Consider the following 19,811-nt stretch of genomic DNA (forward strand, 5'->3'; position numbering starts at 1 on the left):
CGCCGATGGTACTGCACTGGTGACGGTGTGGGAGAGTAGGACGCAGCCGGACAACCATTCCAGAAAGGGCCCACCAACACACTTGGTGGGCCCTTTCTCATTGTCCGAAAGAGCATGTCCCGGAGGACATTCTCCGAGCCCGCGCGGTGGCGTCGATAGACTGGCGCGCCGCCTGCCGGCATCCGACGACCGAGAGGACCACCAGGTGTCCGACGACGACCAGCGCCGTGGGGGAGCGTCCCGCTCCGACCGAGGCGGCAGCGACCGCCGCCCCTCGAGCGGAGGCCACGGCGGCCCCCGTCGGGGCGCGAGCGGTGGCGGACGCGGTCAGGGTGGGGGTCCACGCGGACAGGGCGCACGCGGTGGAGCAGGAGCCCCGCCGCGCAGCGGTGGTGGCGACCCCCGGCGGGGTGCCGGCGGCGGCGCCCGCCCGGCCGACGGCCAGGAGCGTGGTGGCAGCCGGCTCGCGCCGAAGAGCCCCCGCCTGCCCGAGCCGCGGATCCCCGACGAGGTGACCGGCAAGGAGATCGACCGCAGCGTGCACCAGCAGCTGCGCACCCTCTCCAAGGAGAACGCCGACGGCGTCGCGAAGCACCTCGTCATGGTCGCCGTCATGCTCGAGGCCGACGAGATCGACGCTGCGATGGCCCACGCCGAGACCGCGGTCCGCCGCGCCGGCCGCGTGCCCGCCGCGCGCGAGGCGCTCGGCATGGTCGCCTACCGGACCGGCGACTTCGCGCGGGCCCTCACCGAGTTCCGCACGGTCCGTCGCCTCAGCGGGTCCTCCCACCTCCTGCCGCTCATGGTCGACTGCGAGCGAGGGCTCGGACGGCACGACCGCGCTCTCGAGCTCGCGTCGTCCCCCGAGGCCAAGACCCTCACCGCCGCGGAGCGGCTGGAGCTGGCCATCGTGGTGTCGGGCATCCGGCGCGACCTCGGTCAGCTCGACGCGGCGCTCCTCGCACTCCAGGTGCCGGCGCTCACGCAGGGTCGCAAGGCCGGTGCGCACCGTCTGCAGTACGCCTACGCCGACACGCTGCTGGCCCTCGGTCGCACCGACGAGGCCCGTGAGTGGTTCCACAAGGTCGTCGACGCCGACACCGACCTCGAGACCGACGCCGTCGAGCGGCTCGAGGAGCTGGACGGCGTCGTGCTCGAGGACTTCGGAGACGACGAGGAGCTCGCGCCGGAGCCCCCCGCGTGAGCACGCTGGCCGCGCGCTACCGCGCGCTGGTCTGCGACCTCGACGGCGTGGTCTACCGAGGCCCCAGCGCCGTGCCGCACGCGGTCGAGGCGCTGTCGGCCCTCGACCGTCCGGTCGTCTACGCGACGAACAACGCCTCCCGCCGTCCCGCGGACGTCGCCCAACACCTGACGGACCTGGGTCTGGAGTGCGCGCCCGAGGACGTCGTGACGAGCAGCCAGGCCGCGGCGTGGCTGCTGGGCGAGGCGGGTACCGAGCCATGGGCGCGTGTGCTGGCCGTCGGGGGCGCCGGCGTCGCCGACGCGCTCGGCGAGGCCGGCTTCATGGCGGTCCGGCGGGTGGGCGAGGGCGAGGGCGCCGTCGCCGCCGTCGTGCAGGGCTACGGTCTGGACGTCACCGCCGCAGACCTCGCCGAGGCCGCCTACGCCGTCGAGGACGGCGCCCGCTGGGTCGCCACCAACACCGACGCCACGCTGCCGACCGACCGGGGCGTCGCTCCCGGCAACGGCTCGCTCGTCGGCGCCGTCGCCCGCGCGGTGGGTCACGAGCCGGACGACGTCGCCGGTAAGCCCCGGCCGCCGCTGTACCTCCTCGCCGCGCGCCGCCTCGGGCTCGAGGCCCCGCAGGTGCTCGCCGTGGGGGACCGCCTCGACACCGACATCGAGGGCGCCGTCAGCGCCGGGGCCGAGTCGCTGCTCGTGCTGACCGGCGTCGACGACCTCGACGCCGTGCTCGCGGCGCCCGCCTCCCGCCGCCCGACCTGGGTGGCACCGGATTTGCGGTGGCTGCACGACGCGCCGGAGGACGGCGAGATCTCCCTCGACGCGCTGGCCGACGCCGTCCGTGCGGTGCACGAGGCGCACGACGCCGGGGACGCCGTTCGTGCCGAGGGCCTGGCCGACGTGGCCCGTCACCTGCTGGAGCGGATGGCCGACCGGTAGCGTGGGGCTCCCGCGGCCGACCCGCCGCACGACACCAGGAGGACCCCATGGCCAAGCGCTCCGTCCGCGCCTACGTCGAGCTCGCCTCCGGGCTCGGTGAGATGACGCGCGCCCGCGCCGTCGAGGCGGCCCACGAGATCGTCGTGCTCGCCGGGTCCGCCGGCTCGAAGTCCAAGGTCGCCAAGCAGGCCGAGAAGCTCGCCGGCGACCTGCTGTCCGCGGCCGAGCAGAACCGCGCCCAGATGGTCGGCCTCGTCCAGCGCGAGGTCGAGTCGGCGGTCGAGCGGGTCGACCTCGGCCGGGTGCTCGGCGAGGTCCAGGGGCTCGCGGCCACCGTCGCCGGCCTCGCGGCCCGGGTCGACGAGCTCGCGCGCTCGGCGGGGATGCGCTCGGGCCTGCCGGGTGCCGGCCTCGTCGAGACGGCCGAGCCCGCTCTCGCCGCGCCGCCGGTGACGTCCGCCCGGCCGGCCCGCCCGGCGCCGCCGCGCACCCGGCGCGCGGCTACCTCGAGCAAGCCGGCGTCGTCGGCCCCCGCGAAGAGGACCACGGCGAAGAAGGCCTCGGCGAAGAGGGCCTCGGCCGCCGCGAAGACGTCGACGGCCACGAAGACCTCGGCGCAGAAGACGTCCGCGAAGAAGGCGTCGGCTCCCACGGCGAAGACCGCCGCGAAGAGGTCGCCGGCGACGAAGGCGTCGGCCCCGGCGAAGAAGTCCCCGGCGAAGAAGAAGTCCACCGCGAAGACGTCGACGGCCACGAACACGTCGGCCCCGGCGAAGAAGTCCCCGGCGAAGAAGTCCCCGGCGAAGAAGTCCACGGCCACGAAGACGGCGGGAGGCTCTGCGTGAGCGAGCAGACCCCTGCCCCGCTGACCGAGGCCCCCGAGACCGGGGACCCGGCCATCGACGCGACGCTGCGCGACCTCGCCGCGGTCCCGGCCGACGACCTCGACGGCCGGCTCGCGGCCGGCGAGGAGGTCCAGCGCACGCTGCGCCAACGCCTCGGCGACCTGGGCGGCTGACATCGCGCGACTCGACGCCGAGCTCGTCCGGCGCGGCCTGGCCCGCTCGCGCGGGGAGGCCCGTGACCTCGTCGCCGACGGCCTCGTGCGGGTCGACGGCGAGCCGGCCCGCAAGCCCTCGACCCCCGTCGAGCCCGAGACCGCGCTCGAGGTCGACGCCGCGGCCCCCCGCTGGGTGGGGCGGGCGGCGCACAAGCTGCTCGCGGCCCTCTCGCTCTGGGGCCCGCGCGGGCTGACCGCCGACGGAGCGCGCTGCCTCGACGTCGGGGCGTCGACGGGGGGCTTCACCCAGGTGCTCCTCGCGCACGGCGCCGCGCACGTCGTCGCGGTCGACGTCGGGCACGGGCAGCTCGTCGCGGAGCTCGCGGACGACCCCCGCGTCGAGGACCGGCCGGGCACGAGCGTGCGCGGCCTCACCGCGGACGCCGTCGGGGGCCGCGCGGACCTCGTCGTCGCCGACCTCTCCTTCATCTCGCTCACCCTCGTCGCCGCCGAGCTCGCCGGCCTCGTGACCGACGACGGCGACGTCGTCGTCCTCGTCAAGCCCCAGTTCGAGGTGGGTCGGGCCAAGCTCGGGCGCGGCGGCCTCGTCACGTCCCCCGCCGACCGGGCCGTCGCGATCGAGGCGGTCCACGGAGCGTTCCTCGGGGTCGGGCTGCACACCCGGGCCATCGCCCCGAGCCCGATCGCGGGCAGCACGGGCAACGTCGAGTACCTCCTGTGGGCGCGGTCGGACCCGTCGGACACAATGAGCCTCGAGGAGGTCCGCGCGAGCGTGCGGGCGCTGACCGAGCAGGGCGGAGGCTGACGATGACCGGTCCGACCCGACGTGTGCTCCTCGTGACGCACGCGTCCCGCGCCGACGCCCAGGAGCTCGCGGCCGCCGTCGCGACGCGCCTGCTGTCCGCCGGGATCGGTGTCTGCGCACCGGAGTCCGACCTCGTGGGTACGCCGCTGTCGCGGGTCGAGGGCGTCGGCGCCATCCCCGAGGACGAGCCCGACATCGGCTGCGAGCTCGTCTGCGTGCTCGGTGGCGACGGCACGATCCTGCGCGGCGCCGAGCTCTCCCGCGGCTCGGGCGTCCCGCTGCTCGGGGTCAACCTCGGCCACGTCGGCTTCCTCGCCGAGGCCGAGCGCGACGACCTCGACGCGACGGTCGAGCGCATCTGCGCCCGCGACTACACCGTCGAGGAGCGACTCACCCTCGAGGTCACCGTCCGGCGCGACGGTGCGACCGTGTTCTCGTCGTGGGCCCTCAACGACGTCTCGGTCGAGAAGGCCGCCCGCGAGCGGATGCTCGAGCTGACCGTCGAGATCGACGGGCGACCCCTGTCGACGTGGGGCTGCGACGGCGTGGTCGTCGCCACCCCGACCGGCTCCACCGCGTACGCGTTCTCGGCCGGCGGCCCGGTCGTCTGGCCCGACGTCGAGGCGCTGCTGCTCGTCCCCATCAGTGCGCACGCCCTCTTCGCCCGCCCCGTCGTCGTCGGTCCCCGCTCGCACCTCGCGGTGCAGCTGCTCGCGGACTCCGACGCCGCCGCCGTGCTGTGGTGCGACGGTCGCCGCGCCGTCTCCCTGCCGCCCGGCGCCCAGGTCGAGGTCCAGCGCTCCGAGCAGCCGGTGCGCCTCGCGCGCCTGGGCACCGGCGCCTTCACCGACCGGCTCGTCGAGAAGTTCGCGCTGCCCGTCCACGGCTGGCGCGGCGCGGCCCGTCAGCGCCAGGCGACCCAGGGCACCGACCGGTGATCGAGGAGATCCGCATCCGCGACCTCGGCGTCATCGACGACGCCGTGCTGCCGCTGCACCCCGGCCTCACCGTGCTGACCGGCGAGACCGGCGCCGGCAAAACGATGGTCGTCACCGGCCTCGGCCTCCTCCTCGGCGGCCGCGGCGACTCCGGGCTCGTGCGGACCGGCACCGACCGCACCGTCGTCGAGGGCGTCGTCGACCTGCCCGCGGCGCATCCCGCGATGGTGCGGGCCGCGCAGGCGGGCGCCGACGTCGCGGACGGGCTCGTCCTCGTCCGCACCGTCCAGGCCGACGGGCGCTCCCGCGCCCACGTCGGAGGGCGGGCCGCGCCGGTCGGCGTGCTCGGCGACCTCGCCGAGCACCTCGTGGCCGTCCACGGGCAGGCCGACCAATGGCGGCTGCGCCGGGCCGACGAGCACCGCGAGGTCCTCGACGCGTTCGGTGGCGACACGGTCGCCGCCGCCCTCGCCACCTACCGCGAGGCGCACACCGAGCTCGTCGCCGTCGAGGCCGAGCTCGCCGCCCTGCGGACGGCCGCCGAGGAGCGCGCCCGCGAGGCGGAGTCGCTGCGCGTCGGGCTCGAGCGCATCGAGGCCCTCGACCCGCAGCCGGGCGAGGACGACGACCTGCGCGCCGAGTCCGAGCGGCTCGGCCACGCCGAGGAGCTGCGCGACGCGGCGGGCGCCGCCCACGAGATCCTCAGCGGCGAGAGCGACACCGCCCTCGAGACGCCGGCCGTCCTCGAGGCGCTCGGTGCGGCGTCGGCGCGCATCGCCCACGCGTCGGCGGCCGACCCCGCCCTCGCCGCGCTCGGTGCCCGGGTCGACGAGCTGCGCTACCTCGCGGCCGACGTCGCCGCCGACCTCGGGGCCTACCTCGCGGACGCCGACGTCGACCCCGCCCGCCTCGAGCAGGTGCAGCAGCGGCGCGCAGCCCTCACCGAGCTGACCCGCCTCTACGGGCCCGGCGTCGACGACGTCATCGCCTGGGGTGGACGCGCCGCGGTCCGGGTCGCCGAGCTCGAGAGCACCGGCGACCGCATCGAGGAGCTCGCGGCCCGGCTCGAGGACCTCACCACCCGGCGCGCGGACGCGGCCGAGGCGCTCTCGGCCGCCCGCCGCAGCGCCGCGGAGGCGCTCGGCACCCGCATCACCGCCGAGCTCGCCCACCTCGCGATGGGCTCGGCCACCGTCACCGTCGCCGTCGAGGACTCCGGGCGCTTCGGCGCCGACGGGCGCGACACCGTCGAGGTGCGCCTGGCCGCCGGGCCGGGCACGACCCCGCGCTCGGTCACCAAGGCCGCCTCGGGCGGTGAGCTCTCGCGGGTCATGCTCGCCCTCGAGGTCGCGACCGCCGACGCCGGCACCTCCGTGCCGACCTTCGTCTTCGACGAGGTCGACGCCGGCGTGGGCGGACGCGCGGCGCTCGACGTCGGCGCACGGCTGGCCGCCCTCGCCCGGCACGCCCAGGTCGTCGTCGTCACCCACCTTGCGCAGGTCGCCGCCCACGCCGACCGCCACCTCGTCGTCGAGAAGTCCGTCGACGGGCACGTGACCCGCAGCATGGTCCACGCCGTCGAGGGGGAGGACCGCGTCGCGGAGCTCGCGCGGATGCTCGGGGGCTCCGGCACCGACGCCGCCCTCGAGCACGCGCGCGACCTGATGGCGCGCGCTCGCGCCTGAACGCATCTGGCACGATGGGGCAGATGTCCATCCGCCTGACGAGCCGCCGCGACCGGGACCCCACCGAGGGATCCGGCCCCGCGCGCGTCGACCGGCGCACGAAGAACCTCACGAAGCGGCTCAAGCCGGGCGACGTCGCCGTCATCGACCACGAGGACATCGACCGCGTCAGCGCCGAGGCGCTCGTCGCGTGCCGCCCGGTCGCGGTCGTCAACGCCGCCTCCTCGATCTCGGGGCGCTACCCGAACCTCGGCCCGGAGATCCTCGTCGAGGCGGGTATCCCGCTCCTGGACGCCGCCGGCCCCGATGTCATGGCCATCAAGGACGGCACGTCGCTGCGCCTCGAGGACGGACGCCTGCTCGCGGACGGCGAACCCGTCGGGGACGGCGTGCTCCTCACCTCGGACGCGGTGCAGGAGGCGATGACCGCCGCGCGCGCCGGCCTGTCGGCCGAGATCGAGGCCTTCGCCGAGAACACGATGGACTACCTGCGCAAGGAACGTGAGCTCCTCTTCGACGGGGTCGGTGTCCCGGACGTGCGCACCGACCTCGACGGTCGGCACGCGCTCATCGTCGTGCGCGGCTACCACTACAAGGAGGACCTCGAGATGCTGAGGTCCTACATCCGCGAGTACAAGCCGGTCCTCATCGGCGTCGACGGCGGCGCCGACGCGCTCATCGAGGCCCGGCACACCCCCGACATGATCGTCGGCGACATGGACTCGGTCTCCGACGGCGCGCTGACCAGCGGCGCCGAGATCGTCGTCCACGCCTACCGCGACGGCAACGCCCCCGGGGTCGAGCGGGTGCGCGCGCTCGGCGTCGACCCCGTCGTCTTCCCCGCCACCGGCACGAGCGAGGACGTCGCGATGCTCCTCGCCGACGACAAGGGCGCCGAGCTCATCGTCGCCGTCGGCACCCACGTCACCCTCGTCGAGTTCCTCGACAAGGGCCGCTCGGGGATGGCCAGCACGTTCCTCACGCGCCTGCGCGTCGGCGGCAAGCTCGTCGACGCCAAGGGCGTGAGCCGCCTGTACCGCGCACGCATCTCGTCGCCGAGCATCGTGCTCATGTTGTGCGTCGCCGTCTTCGCGCTCGGCGCGGCGCTGTGGTCCACCACCGGTGGACGCGCGCTGCTCCAGGTCCTCGCCGCGAAGGTCGACGACCTGTGGACCGCCCTCGGAGGAGTGCTCGGGTGATCGACTTCCGCTACCACATCGTCTCGATCGTCTCGATCTTCCTCGCCCTGGCGGTGGGGATCGTGCTCGGCGCCGGCCCGCTCCAGGGCGAGATCGGCTCGACGCTGCAGAACGAGATCGCCGGTCTGCGCACCGACAAGGCCGACCTCAACGAGCAGCTGACGACCGCCCGCGCCGGCACCGAGGCGCGCGACTCCTTCCTCGACGCCGTCTCCGGGCGGGTCTACGGGGGTGCGCTGCGCGACCGCACCGTCGCCGTCGTCGTCATGCCCGGCTCGGACGCCGCCGTCAGCGAGTCCGTCACCGCCGCCCTCGGCACCGCGGGCTCGCGCGTCACGTCGACGACGACGGTCACCGAGGACTGGGTGAGCACCAACGCCAAGACGGTGGCCGCGCGCGACGAGGTCGTCGGGCAGGTCGCCACGAGCACCGGCGTCGACACCTCGTCCGGCTCCGCCGCGCCCCGCGACCTCCTGCTCGCGACCCTGCTGGCCCGCACGGCGCCGGCGGGGGACGACGGCCCCGACGACAGCACCGCCCGCACCGGGCTCCAGGCGCTCGCCGACGCCGGGCTCGTCTCGCTCGACGCCGAGTCCTTCTCGCGGGCCGACCTCGTCGTCGTCGTGTCGGGCACGGTCTCCGACGGCGACTCCTCGGCCCGCACCGCGACCGCGCAGCAGTGGGTCGCCCTCGCCTCGGCACTCGACGCCCGCTCACGCGGCGTCGTCGTCGCCGACGACCTCGCGGCCCAGGCCGACGGCACCCCGGTCCTCACCGTCCTGCGCGACACCGCGGCCGCGACCCGCGAGGTCTCCTCGGTCGACGACGCCGGGTCGCCGCTCGGCGTCGCGAGCGTCGTGTTCGCGCTCGTCCAGCAGGACGGTGGCAGCGCCGGCCAGTACGGGCTCGGGGCCGGCACCGACGCCGCGTACGCGCCCGTCCCCGCGTCGGCCGCCACCTCGTGACCCCGCTCCGCCGGCTCGCGGCCGGGGTCGTCGGCACCTCCGCGGGCGCGGCGTCCTTCGCCGCGATGACGCGCGCGGTCCGCTCGCCGCGCTGGACCCGGACCAACCACGCCGGTGACCCCGTGACCCTGCTGGAGGGCCCGGCCTGGGTCCTCGCCGGTGCGGCCGGCGCCGCCGCGGGCGGCTCCCTCCCGGGTGCCGTGGCGGCCGCCGGTGCCGGCGCCTTCGGGGCGCTCGACGACCTCGCCGGCGACGGCTCGTCCAAGGGCCTGCGCGGGCACCTCGGCGCCGCCGCGCGCGGCGAGCTGACGACGGGCGCCGTCAAGATCGGCGGACTGGCCCTCACCGGTCTCGTCGCGGCCGCGCTGACCGACCGGGGCCGCGACGACGTCGGAGCGCTCGACACCCTCGTCGGCGGCGCGGTCGTGGCCGGTGCCGCCAACGTCGCCAACCTGCTCGACCTGCGCCCCGGGCGCGCCCTCAAGGCGACGACCCTCGCGGCGCTGCCGCTCACCCTGGCCTCCGACGGGCGCGGCGCCGGCGCGGCGGCCGCCGCCGTCGGCGCCTCCCTCGGCACCGTGCGCCCCGACCTGGCCGGTCGCGCGATGCTCGGGGACACCGGGGCCAACGCGGCCGGCGCCCTCGTGGGCGCGGCCCTGCTGGAGCGCTGCGGGCGCCGTGGACGGCTCGCCGCCCTCGCGGTGCTCGTCGCCGCGACGCTCGCCTCCGAGAGGGTCAGCTTCACCGCCGTCATCGAGTCCACGCCGGGCCTGCGCGAGCTCGACGCGTGGGGCCGGCCCGCCCGATGACCCGCCAGCGCGCGGCCCTCGGCATCGCCGGGGCGGCCGGGCTCATCGCCGCCGTCACCCTCCTGGCCCGGGCCGCCGGCTTCACCCGGATCCTCGTCTTCGCCGGCTCGGTGCGGGCCGAGGGCGTGGGGTCGGTCTACCAGAGCGTCAACGCCATCCCCAACGTCCTCTTCGAGGTCGCCGCCGGAGGTGTGCTCGCCGCCGTCGCCGTCCCCCTCATCGCCCACCGGCTCGGGGCGGGGGAGCGCGAGCACGCCGACCGGCTCGCGTCGGTGCTCCTCAGCTGGGCGCTCGTCGTCCTCGTCCCGCTCGGGGCGCTGCTGTGGCTCGCGGCCCCGCTGCTGGCCGACTGGCTCGTGCGCGCGTACGACCCCCGCACCCACGACGTCGCGACGACGCTGCTGCGCATCTTCTCGGTCCAGGTGCCGCTCTACGGCGTCGGGATCATCCTCGTCGGGCTGCTGCAGGCGCACCGTCGCTTCCTCGCCGCCGCTCTCGCGCCCCTCGTCTCCTCGGTCGTCGTCCTCGGCTCCTACCTCTGGTACGGCCACCTGACCGGGGGAGCCACCGCCCCCTCGGCCGTCGGCGACGACGCCATCGCCGTCCTCGGCTGGGGCACGACGCTCGGGGTCGTCGTGCTCTCCCTGCCCCTGCTCGTCCCGGCGCTCGCCACCGGCTGGCGCTGGCGGCCCGGGCTGCGCCTCGAGCGCGAGGACGCCGTCCGCATCCGGGCCCTCGCCGGCGCCGGGGTGCTCGCCCTCGGGGCCCAGCAGGTCGCGGTGCTCGTGACGATGTGGCTGGCCAACCACTCGGGCACCGACGGTGCGTTCGCCGTCTACCAGTACGCGCAGGCGGTCTACCTCCTCCCGTACGCGGTCCTCGCCGTGCCCGTGGCGACGAGCGCCTTCCCGGCGCTCGCGACGAGCACCGGGGCGGGCGAGGACTCCAGCGCGACGCTGGCCCGGTCGCTGCGGGCCGTGCTCGTCCTCACCGCGCTCGCCGCCGGGATGCTCGTCGCCGCCGCGCCGCCCATCGGGGCCTTCTTCACCGTCCTCGACGCCCGCCAGGGCGCCCAGGGCGCCAGCCCCGAGGCCCTCGCCGCCCTCGCCCCCAGCCTCACCGCGTTCGCGCCCGGGGTCGTCGGCTTCGGGCTCACCGCCCTGCTGACCCGGGCCCTCTACGTTCGCGGCCGCCCCCTCGACGCCGCGATGGCGGTGTCGCTCGGCTGGGCGGTCGCCGCGCTCCTGCCGCTCGTCCTCGTCGGCCCGGACCGCGGGGCCGCGACGACCCTGCGGTGGGTCGGGCTCTCCTCGACCCTCGGGATGACCCTCGCGGCGGTCCTCCTCGTCGTCCTCGTGCGCCGTAGCTGGGCGCCCGAGGTGACCCGGGGCCTCGCCCGCACCACCGGAGCGGCGGTCGTGGCCCTCGCCCTCGCGCTCGTCGTCGGCGACCTCGTGACCCGCGGCCGGACCTACGACGGGCTGCTCGACGCCGTGCTCTGGGGCCTCGCGGCCGGCGGCGCGGCGCTGATGACAGGACTGCTCGCGATCTTCTACGGTGACCGTCGGGCGATGGGGGCCGTCCGCGACCGAGGCCGGGCCCGCCGCCGTCGGGGAGGAGAGGACACGACGTGAAGGTGCTCCTGGTCATGGGGACGAGCGCCGGGGGCGTGGGCACCCACGTGCGCGCCCTCGCCCGGCTGCTCGAGGCCGACGGCCACCAGGTCGTCGTCGCGGCGCCCGCCGAGGCCGCCGACCGCTTCTCGCTCCTGGAGTCCGCCACGCTCGTCGAGCTCGACCTCTCCGACCGGCCGCACCCGGCCCGCGACGCCGCGGCCGTCCGGTCCCTCGCCGGCCCGGTGCGCGGCGCCGACGTGGTCCACGCCCACGGCCTGCGTGCCGGCGCCGTGGCCGTGCTGGCCGCGGCGCGCAGCGGGGTCCCCGTCGTCACGACCCTGCACAACGCGGCGCCGGCGGGCCGGCTGTCCGCGGCCGTCTACGCCGGCCTCGAGCGCGTCGTCGCGCGCGGGTCGGACGCGGTGCTCGGCGTCTCGGCCGACCTCGTCCAACGGGCCGCCCGGCTCGGCGCCCGGCGCACCGGCCTCGCCGTCGTCCCGGCGCCGCCGTTCCAGCCGGCCCGGCGCGACCGGTACGCCGTGCGGGCCGAGCTCGGGCTCGACGCCCGGACCTCGCTCGGTGTCGTCCTCGCACGCCTGGCCCCGCAGAAGGGGCTGCACCGGCTCCTCGACGCGCACCGCGAGCTCACCGACCTCGACCTCGTGACGGTCGTCGCGGGGGAGGGGCCCCAGCACGACGAGCTCCAGCGCCGGATCGACGCCGAGGCGCTGCCGGTGCGCCTGCTCGGGCGCCGGGGCGACGTCCCGGACCTGCTCGCCGCCGCCGACGTCGTGGTCTCCAGCGCGGTGTGGGAGGGCCAGCCCGTCGGGCTCCAGGAGGCCCTGCACGCCGGCGCGGCCATCGTCGCGACGGACGCCGGCGGCACCGGGGCGGTCGTCGGCGACGCCGCCGTCCTCGTCCCCGTCGACGACGCGACCTCGCTCTCCCGGGCCATCCGCGACGTCGTGACGCACGGCGCGGTGCGCGACGACCTGCGCTCCAAGGCCGTCGAACGGGCCGACCACCTGCCCTCCGACGCCGACGCGCTGGCCGCCGTCCTCGACACCTACCGCGGGGTGGGCGCGGCATGACGTATCGTTGAAGCCCGTGGTGCTCCAGACGACGAAACAGATCTTCGTGACCGGAGGCGTCGCCTCCTCGCTCGGCAAGGGGCTCACCGCCTCGAGCCTGGGGCACCTGCTCCGCGCCCGCGGTTTGCGGGTGACGATGCAGAAGCTCGACCCCTACCTCAACGTCGACCCCGGGACGATGAACCCGTTCCAGCACGGTGAGGTCTTCGTCACCGACGACGGCGCCGAGACCGACCTCGACATCGGCCACTACGAGCGCTTCCTCGACGTCAACCTCAAGGGCAGCGCGAACGTCACGACCGGGCAGGTCTACAACCGGGTCATCACCAAGGAGCGCCGCGGCGAGTTCCTCGGCGACACCGTCCAGGTCATCCCGCACATCACGAACGAGCTCAAGGAGCGGATGCGGGCGCAGGCCGCGGGCTCCCCGGGTGTCGAGGACGCCGACGCGCCCGACGTCATCATCACCGAGATCGGCGGCACCGTCGGCGACATCGAGTCGCTGCCCTTCCTCGAGGCCGCCCGCCAGGTGCGCCACGACCTCGGCCGCGACAACGTCTTCTTCCTCCACGTCTCGCTCGTGCCCTACCTCGCGCCGAGCGGGGAGCTGAAGACCAAGCCGACCCAGCACTCCGTCGCCGCGCTGCGGCAGGTCGGCATCCAGCCCGACGCGCTCGTCCTGCGCGCCGACCGCGAGCTGCCCGAGTCGATCAAGCGCAAGATCAGCCTCATGTGCGACGTCGACAACGAGGCCGTCGCCGCGGCCGTCGACGCCCCGAGCATCTACGACATCCCCAAGGTGCTGCACCGCGAGGGCCTCGACGCCTACGTCGTGCGCCGGCTCGGCCTCGTCTTCCGCGACGTCGACTGGACCCAGTGGGACACCCTCCTCGAGCGCGTGCACCACCCCGAGCACGAGGTCGAGGTCGCGCTCGTCGGCAAGTACATCGACCTGCCCGACGCCTACCTCTCGGTGACCGAGGCCCTCCGCGCCGGCGGCTTCCACCACGACGCCAAGGTCAACATCCGCTGGGTCGCCTCCGACGACTGCTCGACCGACGCGGGGGCGCAGCGCGCGCTCGGCGGGGTCGACGCCGTCCTCGTGCCGGGCGGCTTCGGCGTCCGGGGCATCGAGGGCAAGGTCGGCGCCCTGCGCTGGGCGCGCACCCACGGGGTCCCGACCCTCGGCATCTGCCTCGGCCTGCAGTGCATGGTCATCGAGTACGCACGCTCCGTCGCCGGCATCGACGGCGCGAGCTCGACCGAGTTCGACCCCGACAGCCCCGCCCCGGTCATCGCGACGATGGAGGAGCAGAAGGCGTTCGTCGAGGGCGCCGGCGACCTCGGTGGCACGATGCGCCTCGGCAGCCAGCGGGCGGACCTCAAGGCCGGGTCGGTCGTCGCGCAGGCCTACGGGTCCACGAGCGCCGACGAGCGCCACCGTCACCGCTACGAGGTCAACGAGGGCTACCGTGCGCAGCTCGAGGACGCCGGGCTCGTCATCAGCGGGACCCACCCCGAGCTCGGGCTCGTCGAGTTCGTCGAGCTGCCGCGCGAGGTGCACCCGTACTACGTCTCGACCCAGGCGCACCCCGAGTTCAAGTCGCGGCCGACCCGCGCGCACCCGCTGTTCGCCGGGCTCGTCGGCGCGGCCATCGAGGAGCAGCGCGCGTCGCGCCTCGTCGAGGTCGAGCGGCCGCGCAGCGCCGAGCCGGCCGACGCGCGTGCCTGAGCCGCTCGAGGACGTCCTCGGCCGGCGGCCGGTCCGCGGCTCGCGGCTCGCCTTCGAGGGACGCGTCTGGGACGTGCGCACCGACGAGGTCGACCTCGGCGAGGGCGGCGTCGTCGTCCGTGACTACGTCGAGCACACCGGCGCGGTCGCGATCCTCGCGCTCGACGAGCAGGACCGGGCGGTCGTCATCCAGCAGTACCGGCACCCGGTCGGGGCGCTCGGCTGGGAGATCCCGGCGGGCCTGCTCGACGTCGACGGCGAGGCGCCCCACCTCACCGCGGCGCGCGAGCTGCACGAGGAGGCCGACCTCACGGCCCGCTCCTGGTCCACGCTCGTCGACCACTGGGCCTCGCCCGGCGGGTCCTCCGAGGGGGTGCGGGTCTTCCTCGCCCGCGACCTCGCCGAGGTGCCGGAGGCCGAACGGCACGCCCGGACGGGGGAGGAGCTCGGGATGCCGGTGCGCCGCGTCCCCCTCGACGAGCTCGTCGAGGGCGTGCTCGCCGGCCGGCTGCACGGCCCGACGCTCGTCATCGCCGTGCTGGCCGCCGAGGCCCTGCGCGCCCGCGGCTGGGCGGGCCTGCGCCCCGCCGACGCGCCGTGGCCCGCGCGCAGCCCGGGGCGACGCCGGAGGGTGTGAGCGGTCACCCTCCGGGGTACGGGGCGACTCGTGGGAGTCACCGGGGCGTGGGACGATGAGCTCGTGGCCGAGACCTTCGGAGCGGGACGGGGCAACGCCGCCTGGCTCAAGGTGTCGGGCGGCTCCGACGAGGCGCTCGACCGCGACGCGCGCTGCCCGTGCGGTGGAAGCCCCGAGGGTGCGAGCTTCGCGCAGTGCTGCGGCCAGGCCATCGAGGGCAACCGCCCGGCGCCGACCGCCGAGGCCCTGATGCGCTCGCGGTACACGGCGTATGCGCTCGCCGACGGCGACCACCTCTTCCGGTCGTGGCACCCCCGCACGCGCCCCGAGCGGGTCGACCCCGAGCCGTGGGTGCGCTGGGTCGGCCTCGAGGTGCTCGACGTCGTCGACGGCGCACCCGACGACACGACGGGGGTCGTGGAGTTCCGGGCCGGCTGGGTCGCCGGCGAGGGCGCCACGCGGCAGCGCGGTGAAGTCCACGAGCGCAGCCGCTTCGAGAAGCGGGCGGGGCGCTGGTTCTACGTCGGACCCGTCGACGCGGGGGCCTGAGGCGTGCAGATCGAGAACGTCGTCCTCGACGCGGCCGACCCGCACGTGCTGGGCGCCTTCTGGGAGACCCTCCTCGGCGGCCGCCGCGTCACCGACGAGCCCGACACCGTCGAGGTCCGCATCTCGCCCGACGGGGCGCCGGTCCTCGACCTCTGCCTGACCACGGTGCCGGAGCCCGCGCCGTCCCACCCGCGCCTGCACCTCGACCTGCTCGGCGGCGACGCGCAGGACGAGGTCGTCGTGCGCGCCCTCGGGCTCGGCGCCCGGCACCTCGACATCGGGCAGGGTGACGTGCCGTGGGTCGTGCTCGCCGACCCCGAGGGAAACCCGTTCTGCGTCATGGAGTCCCGGCCGGAGTACCGCGCCGGGAGCCCGGTCGCGGCCCTGCCGCTCGACAGCGCCGACGTCGAGCGCGACCTGCGGTTCTGGACCGCGCTCTCGGGCTGGGCCCCCGTCGCCGGGGTCGTTCCGAGCGCCCTGCGCCACCCGAGCGGGCACGGCCCGCTGCTCGAGATCTGTCCCGAGGAGCGGCCCAAGCCCGCGGGGGAGAAGAACCGGCTGCACCTCGACGTCCGGCTCGAGGGGGACGAGGACCTCGACGACGCCGTCGAGCGCGCCCTCGACCTCGGCGCTGCCCTCGTCGAGCACGACTGGGGTCCGCTGCCCTGGCGCGTGCTCACCGACCCCTCGGGCAACGAGGTGTGCCTCCTGCCCTCCCGGGGCTGACGCACGGGGCCGCGGCCCCGGGTGGGGGCCGGAATCTCGGTTCGGGCGGGGAGCGGGCCTTCCGTAGGATGGCCGTCGGCCGTCCAGCGGCCACCTCCCGACCCCGAGACCGAAGGACCCCCCGTGCTCCGCACCCACGAGGCCGGCACCCTGCGTGCCGCCCACACCGGCCAGACCGTCGCGCTCACCGGCTGGGTGGCGAAGCGGCGCGATCACGGCGGGGTGGCGTTCATCGACCTGCGGGACGCCAGCGGCGTCGTCCAGGTCGTGGCTCGGGACGAGGTGCTCACCGGGGCGGCCCACGACCTGCGCAGCGAGTTCGTCGTCAAGGTCACCGGCACCGTCACCGCGCGCGAGGAGCGCAACGTCAACGCGGACCTCCCGACCGGCGAGGTCGAGGTCGTCGCCGAGGCGATCGAGGTCCTCAACGCCAGCGCGCCGCTGCCCTTCCAGGTCGACGAGCGCGTCACCGTCGGCGAGGAGGCGCGCCTCAAGCACCGCTACCTCGACCTGCGCCGTCCGGGCGCGCACTCCGCGGGCCACGCGATCCGCCTGCGCAGCAAGGTGAGCGCCGCCGCCCGCCGGGTCCTCGAGGCCCGCGACTTCGTCGAGATCGAGACCCCCACCCTCACCCGTTCCACCCCCGAGGGCGCCCGTGACTTCCTCGTGCCGGCCCGCCTCGCGCCCGGCTCCTGGTACGCGCTGCCCCAGAGCCCGCAGCTGTTCAAGCAGCTGCTCATGGTCGCCGGGATGGAGCGGTACTACCAGATCGCGCGCTGCTACCGCGACGAGGACTTCCGCGCCGACCGTCAGCCCGAGTTCACGCAGCTCGACATCGAGATGTCGTTCGTCGAGCAGGACGACGTGCTCGAGCTCGGCGAGGCCGTGGTCCGCGAGATCTGGGAGCTCATCGGCGTGGAGCTGCCGACGCCCTTCCCGCGGATGACCTACGCCGAGGCGATGCGCCGGTTCGGCTCCGACAAGCCCGACCTGCGCTTCGGCCAGGAGCTCGTCGAGTGCACCGAGTACTTCGCCGACACCCCGTTCCGGGTCTTCCAGGCCGAGTACGTCGGCGCGGTCGTCATGCCCGGCGGCGCGAGCCAGCCGCGCAAGCAGCTCGACGCGTGGCAGGAGTGGGCCAAGCAGCGCGGTGCGCGCGGCCTCGCCTACGTCCTGATCCAGGAGGACGGCACGCTCGGCGGCCCGGTGGCCAAGAACCTCTCGGAGGCCGAGGTCGCGGGTCTCGCGGAGCACGTCGGGGCGAAGCCCGGCGACTGCGTCTTCTTCGCCGCCGGCCCGACCCGCTCCTCGCGGGCGCTGCTGGGCGCCGCCCGGCTGGAGATCGGCCGGCGCTGCGAGCTCATCGACGAGGACGCGTGGGAGTTCCTCTGGGTCCTCGACGCCCCGCTCTTCGAGCCGGCGTCCGAGGCCGTCGCCGCGGGCGACGTGGCCGTCGGCTCGGGCGCGTGGACGGCCGTCCACCACGCCTTCACCTCGCCCAAGGCCGAGTTCCTCGACACCTTCGACACCGACCCGGGGCCGGCGCTCGCCTACGCCTACGACATGGTGCTCAACGGCAACGAGCTGGGCGGCGGGTCCATCCGTATCCACCGCCGCGACGTCCAGGAGCGCGTGTTCAAGGTCATGGGCCTGTCGCAGGAGGAGGCGCAGGAGAAGTTCGGCTTCCTCCTCGACGCCTTCCAGTTCGGCGCGCCGCCGCACGGCGGCATCGCCTTCGGCTGGGACCGGATCGTCATGCTGCTCGGCGGCTTCGACTCCATCCGCGACGTCATCGCGTTCCCGAAGTCCGGCGGCGGCTACGACCCGCTGACCGACGCCCCGGCCCCGATCACGCCGGAGCAGCGCAAGGAGGCCGGCATCGACGCGAAGCCGACGACCGACGCCGCGCCGCAGGGCGCCCCCGAGGTCTCGCCCAAGCAGTCCTGACCACCCGTCGAGGGAGCAGAACACGCCGTGCGGAGTCGTCTCCGCACGGCGTGTTCTCTTCTCTCGACCACTCCGCCCCACCGGGCGGGTGACGTCAGCGGGCGAGGAACTCCAGCAGGGCCGAGGTGAACTCGTCCTTGTGCGAGACGTTGATGCCGTGCGGGCCGTCGCTGACGACGTGCAGCTCGGCGCCGTCGACGACCTGGGCGGTGCGCTGGCCGGAGACCTCGAGGGGCACGATGCCGTCGCCGTCGCCGTGGATGACGAGGGTCGGGACGGTGCTCTTGCGCAGGCCGCCGGTGAAGTCCTCGACCCAGGAGGCGATGCACTGGACGGCGGCGTGGACGTCGGCCTGGGCGGCGAGCGCGATCGCCTCCTGCCGCTCGTCCTCGGTGACCTTGAGCTCGCCGCCGGCGCTGAAGAAGTTCGTCGTGAAGTCGTCGAAGAACGCCGGGGGGTCCTGCGCGAGCTGCTCCTGCATCCCGCGGACGTCGTCGTCGGTCAGGGCGCCGTCCGGGTGTTCGTCGTCCTTCTTGAGGCACGGGGGCACGGCCGCGGCGTAGACGACGCTGTGGAGCCGCTCCTCACCGACGGTGTCGATGTAGCGGGCGACCTCGCCGCCGCCCATCGAGAAGCCGACGAGGCTGGCGTCGCGCAGGTCGAGCTCGGTCATCAGCGCGTCGAGGTCGGAGGTGAGGGTGTCGTAGTCGTACGACGAGGCCTCGCCGGGCTTGCCGGACTCGCCGAAGCCACGGCGGTCGTAGGTGACGACGCGGTAGCCGGCGTCGCGCAGTGCCGGGACCTGGTTGCTCCAGGACTTCCCGCTCAGGGGCCAGCCGTGGATGAGGACGACCGGCCGGCCGTCACCACCGTGGTCCTCGTAGTGGATCTCGACCGAGCCGTTGGTCAGCGTGCTCACGGGGTTCCTTCCGTCGGGGGATGTCCTTCCACCCTAGGCGCGCTGACCTGCAGTGTTGAAAGTTCGTCCAAGGTAGTGCTGCGGTGTCGAGGCCTGCGGGCGCACGGGCGGTCGCGCGGCGTCGCGCCGTCAGTCGCGGGCCAGGCGGGGGAGCGAGCCCTCGCGCCAGCGGCTGCGCCAGGCCATCCCGGTCGTGAAGCCGAGCCGGTGGTAGATGCGCCGGGCGTCCTCGTTGTCGGAGAACATCCCGAGGGCGCAGGCGCCGGTGCGGGCGACGGCCTCGCGGGTCAGGGCGGCGGTCACCGCGGCGCCGAGCCCCTGTCGGCGGGCGATGGGGGCGACCGCGATGCCGGCGAGCGTCGGGGTGCCGCCGGTCGAGGGCTCGCTGCCGCCGCAGGCGAGCAGGCTGCCGTCGGCGGCGCGGACACCGAGCCACACCTGGTCGGGGCGGGCGAACGGCTGGCCGTGGGTGCGCGGGCTGGCCTCGAGCAGGAGGGCGACGATCTCGTCGCGGGCGGCCTCGGTCAGCGGGACGACGCGCTCCTCGCCGGCGACGGGCGCGGGGGCCGTGCGGGTCCACATCCACTCCCAGTCGCCGCCGACGGAGCCGACGGGCAGGTGGGCCTCGACGAGGTCGTCGAGGTCGACGGGGCGGCTGAGGTGCCGGAAGCCGCCGTCGTGGAACCAGCGCTGCACCGCAGGGTCGGTGACGAGGGCGGCGAGGGCCGCGGCCGGGCCGAGGACGGACGCGCCGGGGACCCCGTGGTCGCTGTTGCGCGCGAAGGCGACGGCCACGCCGCCGCGCTCGTCGCGGGCGACCCACGACGGGCCGGGCGCGCGGCGCCCCACGTCGAGCTGGACGACCGGGTGGTGGCCGGAGGCTTCCAGGAGCTCGTCGTAGGAGGTCAGGGACGTCGCGCCGGTCACGCGGCACAGAATGGCACGCCAGCGGCCGGGGTGACCGCGGCGGTGGGGCGAGCGTGGCCCGGCCCAGCGAAATGGTGCTCGCCCGAGATCCATGCGCCTC

The 19,811-nt window shown here is 75.5% G+C and carries 19 protein-coding genes; 17 read left to right on the forward strand and 2 right to left on the reverse strand.

Annotation, left to right across the window (positions count from 1 at the left end; genetic code table 11):
* Positions 1 to 511: 511 nt before the first annotated feature.
* The 17 genes from IG69_RS0111135 to aspS all read left to right on the forward strand — a co-directional run bounded on the left by IG69_RS0111135 (position 512) and on the right by aspS (position 17,865).
* Entirely contained in the window at positions 512 to 1,204 is a 693-nt protein-coding gene (locus IG69_RS0111135) for a tetratricopeptide repeat protein (protein ID WP_030528244.1), read from the forward strand.
* The gene (locus tag IG69_RS0111140; protein ID WP_157577524.1) at positions 1,201 to 2,145 is read left to right on the forward strand and encodes an HAD-IIA family hydrolase; all 945 of its coding nucleotides are present in this window, start codon (positions 1,201 to 1,203) and stop codon (positions 2,143 to 2,145) included. Before IG69_RS0111135 ends, IG69_RS0111140 begins: the two co-directional genes overlap by 4 nt.
* Before the next feature lie 47 nt (positions 2,146 to 2,192).
* Positions 2,193 to 2,990, forward strand: coding sequence for a hypothetical protein (locus tag IG69_RS23120; protein ID WP_051750459.1), 798 nt, complete (start codon positions 2,193 to 2,195; stop codon positions 2,988 to 2,990).
* Positions 2,987 to 3,163, forward strand: coding sequence for a hypothetical protein (locus tag IG69_RS22120; protein ID WP_157577526.1), 177 nt, complete (start codon positions 2,987 to 2,989; stop codon positions 3,161 to 3,163). Before IG69_RS23120 ends, IG69_RS22120 begins: the two co-directional genes overlap by 4 nt.
* Before the next feature lies 1 nt (position 3,164).
* Entirely contained in the window at positions 3,165 to 3,971 is an 807-nt protein-coding gene (locus IG69_RS0111155) for a TlyA family RNA methyltransferase (protein ID WP_030528247.1), read from the forward strand.
* Positions 3,972 to 3,973: 2 nt separating this feature from the next.
* The gene (locus IG69_RS0111160; RefSeq protein ID WP_030528248.1) at positions 3,974 to 4,909 is read left to right on the forward strand and encodes an NAD kinase; all 936 of its coding nucleotides are present in this window, start codon (positions 3,974 to 3,976) and stop codon (positions 4,907 to 4,909) included.
* Entirely contained in the window at positions 4,906 to 6,594 is a 1,689-nt protein-coding gene (gene recN, locus IG69_RS0111165) for a DNA repair protein RecN (RefSeq protein WP_030528249.1), read from the forward strand. The genes IG69_RS0111160 and recN overlap by 4 nt, the downstream gene beginning before the upstream one ends.
* Before the next feature lie 14 nt (positions 6,595 to 6,608).
* A complete protein-coding gene (gene steA / locus IG69_RS0111170) occupies positions 6,609 to 7,793 on the forward strand; it encodes a putative cytokinetic ring protein SteA (protein ID WP_030528250.1) in 1,185 nt (394 codons plus the stop codon).
* Positions 7,790 to 8,758 (forward strand): copper transporter, encoded by a 969-nt coding sequence (locus IG69_RS0111175; protein WP_030528251.1) that lies wholly within the window; start codon positions 7,790 to 7,792, stop codon positions 8,756 to 8,758. Before steA ends, IG69_RS0111175 begins: the two co-directional genes overlap by 4 nt.
* A complete protein-coding gene (locus tag IG69_RS0111180) occupies positions 8,755 to 9,567 on the forward strand; it encodes a hypothetical protein (RefSeq protein ID WP_030528252.1) in 813 nt (270 codons plus the stop codon). Before IG69_RS0111175 ends, IG69_RS0111180 begins: the two co-directional genes overlap by 4 nt.
* A complete protein-coding gene (murJ, locus tag IG69_RS0111185; protein WP_036829899.1) occupies positions 9,564 to 11,201 on the forward strand; it encodes a murein biosynthesis integral membrane protein MurJ in 1,638 nt (545 codons plus the stop codon). The genes IG69_RS0111180 and murJ overlap by 4 nt, the downstream gene beginning before the upstream one ends.
* Complete coding sequence (locus IG69_RS0111190) at positions 11,198 to 12,274, forward strand: glycosyltransferase family 4 protein (RefSeq protein ID WP_036829857.1); 1,077 nt, start codon at positions 11,198 to 11,200, stop codon at positions 12,272 to 12,274. Before murJ ends, IG69_RS0111190 begins: the two co-directional genes overlap by 4 nt.
* Before the next feature lie 19 nt (positions 12,275 to 12,293).
* The gene (locus IG69_RS0111195) at positions 12,294 to 14,006 is read left to right on the forward strand and encodes a CTP synthase (RefSeq protein ID WP_030528255.1); all 1,713 of its coding nucleotides are present in this window, start codon (positions 12,294 to 12,296) and stop codon (positions 14,004 to 14,006) included.
* Entirely contained in the window at positions 13,999 to 14,643 is a 645-nt protein-coding gene (locus IG69_RS0111200) for an NUDIX domain-containing protein (protein ID WP_030528256.1), read from the forward strand. Before IG69_RS0111195 ends, IG69_RS0111200 begins: the two co-directional genes overlap by 8 nt.
* Positions 14,644 to 14,706: 63 nt before the next feature.
* Positions 14,707 to 15,192, forward strand: coding sequence for a YchJ family protein (locus IG69_RS0111205; protein ID WP_245616130.1), 486 nt, complete (start codon positions 14,707 to 14,709; stop codon positions 15,190 to 15,192).
* Between the two features lie 3 nt (positions 15,193 to 15,195).
* A complete protein-coding gene (locus IG69_RS0111210) occupies positions 15,196 to 15,918 on the forward strand; it encodes a VOC family protein (RefSeq protein WP_030528258.1) in 723 nt (240 codons plus the stop codon).
* A gap of 123 nt (positions 15,919 to 16,041) precedes the next feature.
* Positions 16,042 to 17,865 (forward strand): aspartate--tRNA ligase, encoded by a 1,824-nt coding sequence (aspS, locus tag IG69_RS0111215; protein WP_030528259.1) that lies wholly within the window; start codon positions 16,042 to 16,044, stop codon positions 17,863 to 17,865.
* Positions 17,866 to 17,959: 94 nt separating this feature from the next.
* On the opposite strand, the gene IG69_RS0111220 is transcribed toward aspS, so the two are convergent.
* Positions 17,960 to 18,784: an alpha/beta fold hydrolase gene (locus IG69_RS0111220; protein WP_030528260.1), complete on the reverse strand. Its 825-nt coding sequence runs from the start codon at positions 18,782 to 18,784 to the stop codon at positions 17,960 to 17,962.
* A gap of 129 nt (positions 18,785 to 18,913) precedes the next feature.
* On the reverse strand, positions 18,914 to 19,711 hold the full coding sequence (locus IG69_RS21030) for a GNAT family N-acetyltransferase (protein WP_051750461.1): 798 nt from the start codon (positions 19,709 to 19,711) through the stop codon (positions 18,914 to 18,916).
* Positions 19,712 to 19,811: the final 100 nt, after the last annotated feature.

It is taken from the genome of Phycicoccus jejuensis (assembly GCF_000720925.1).
GTDB lineage: Bacteria > Actinomycetota > Actinomycetes > Actinomycetales > Dermatophilaceae > Phycicoccus > Phycicoccus jejuensis.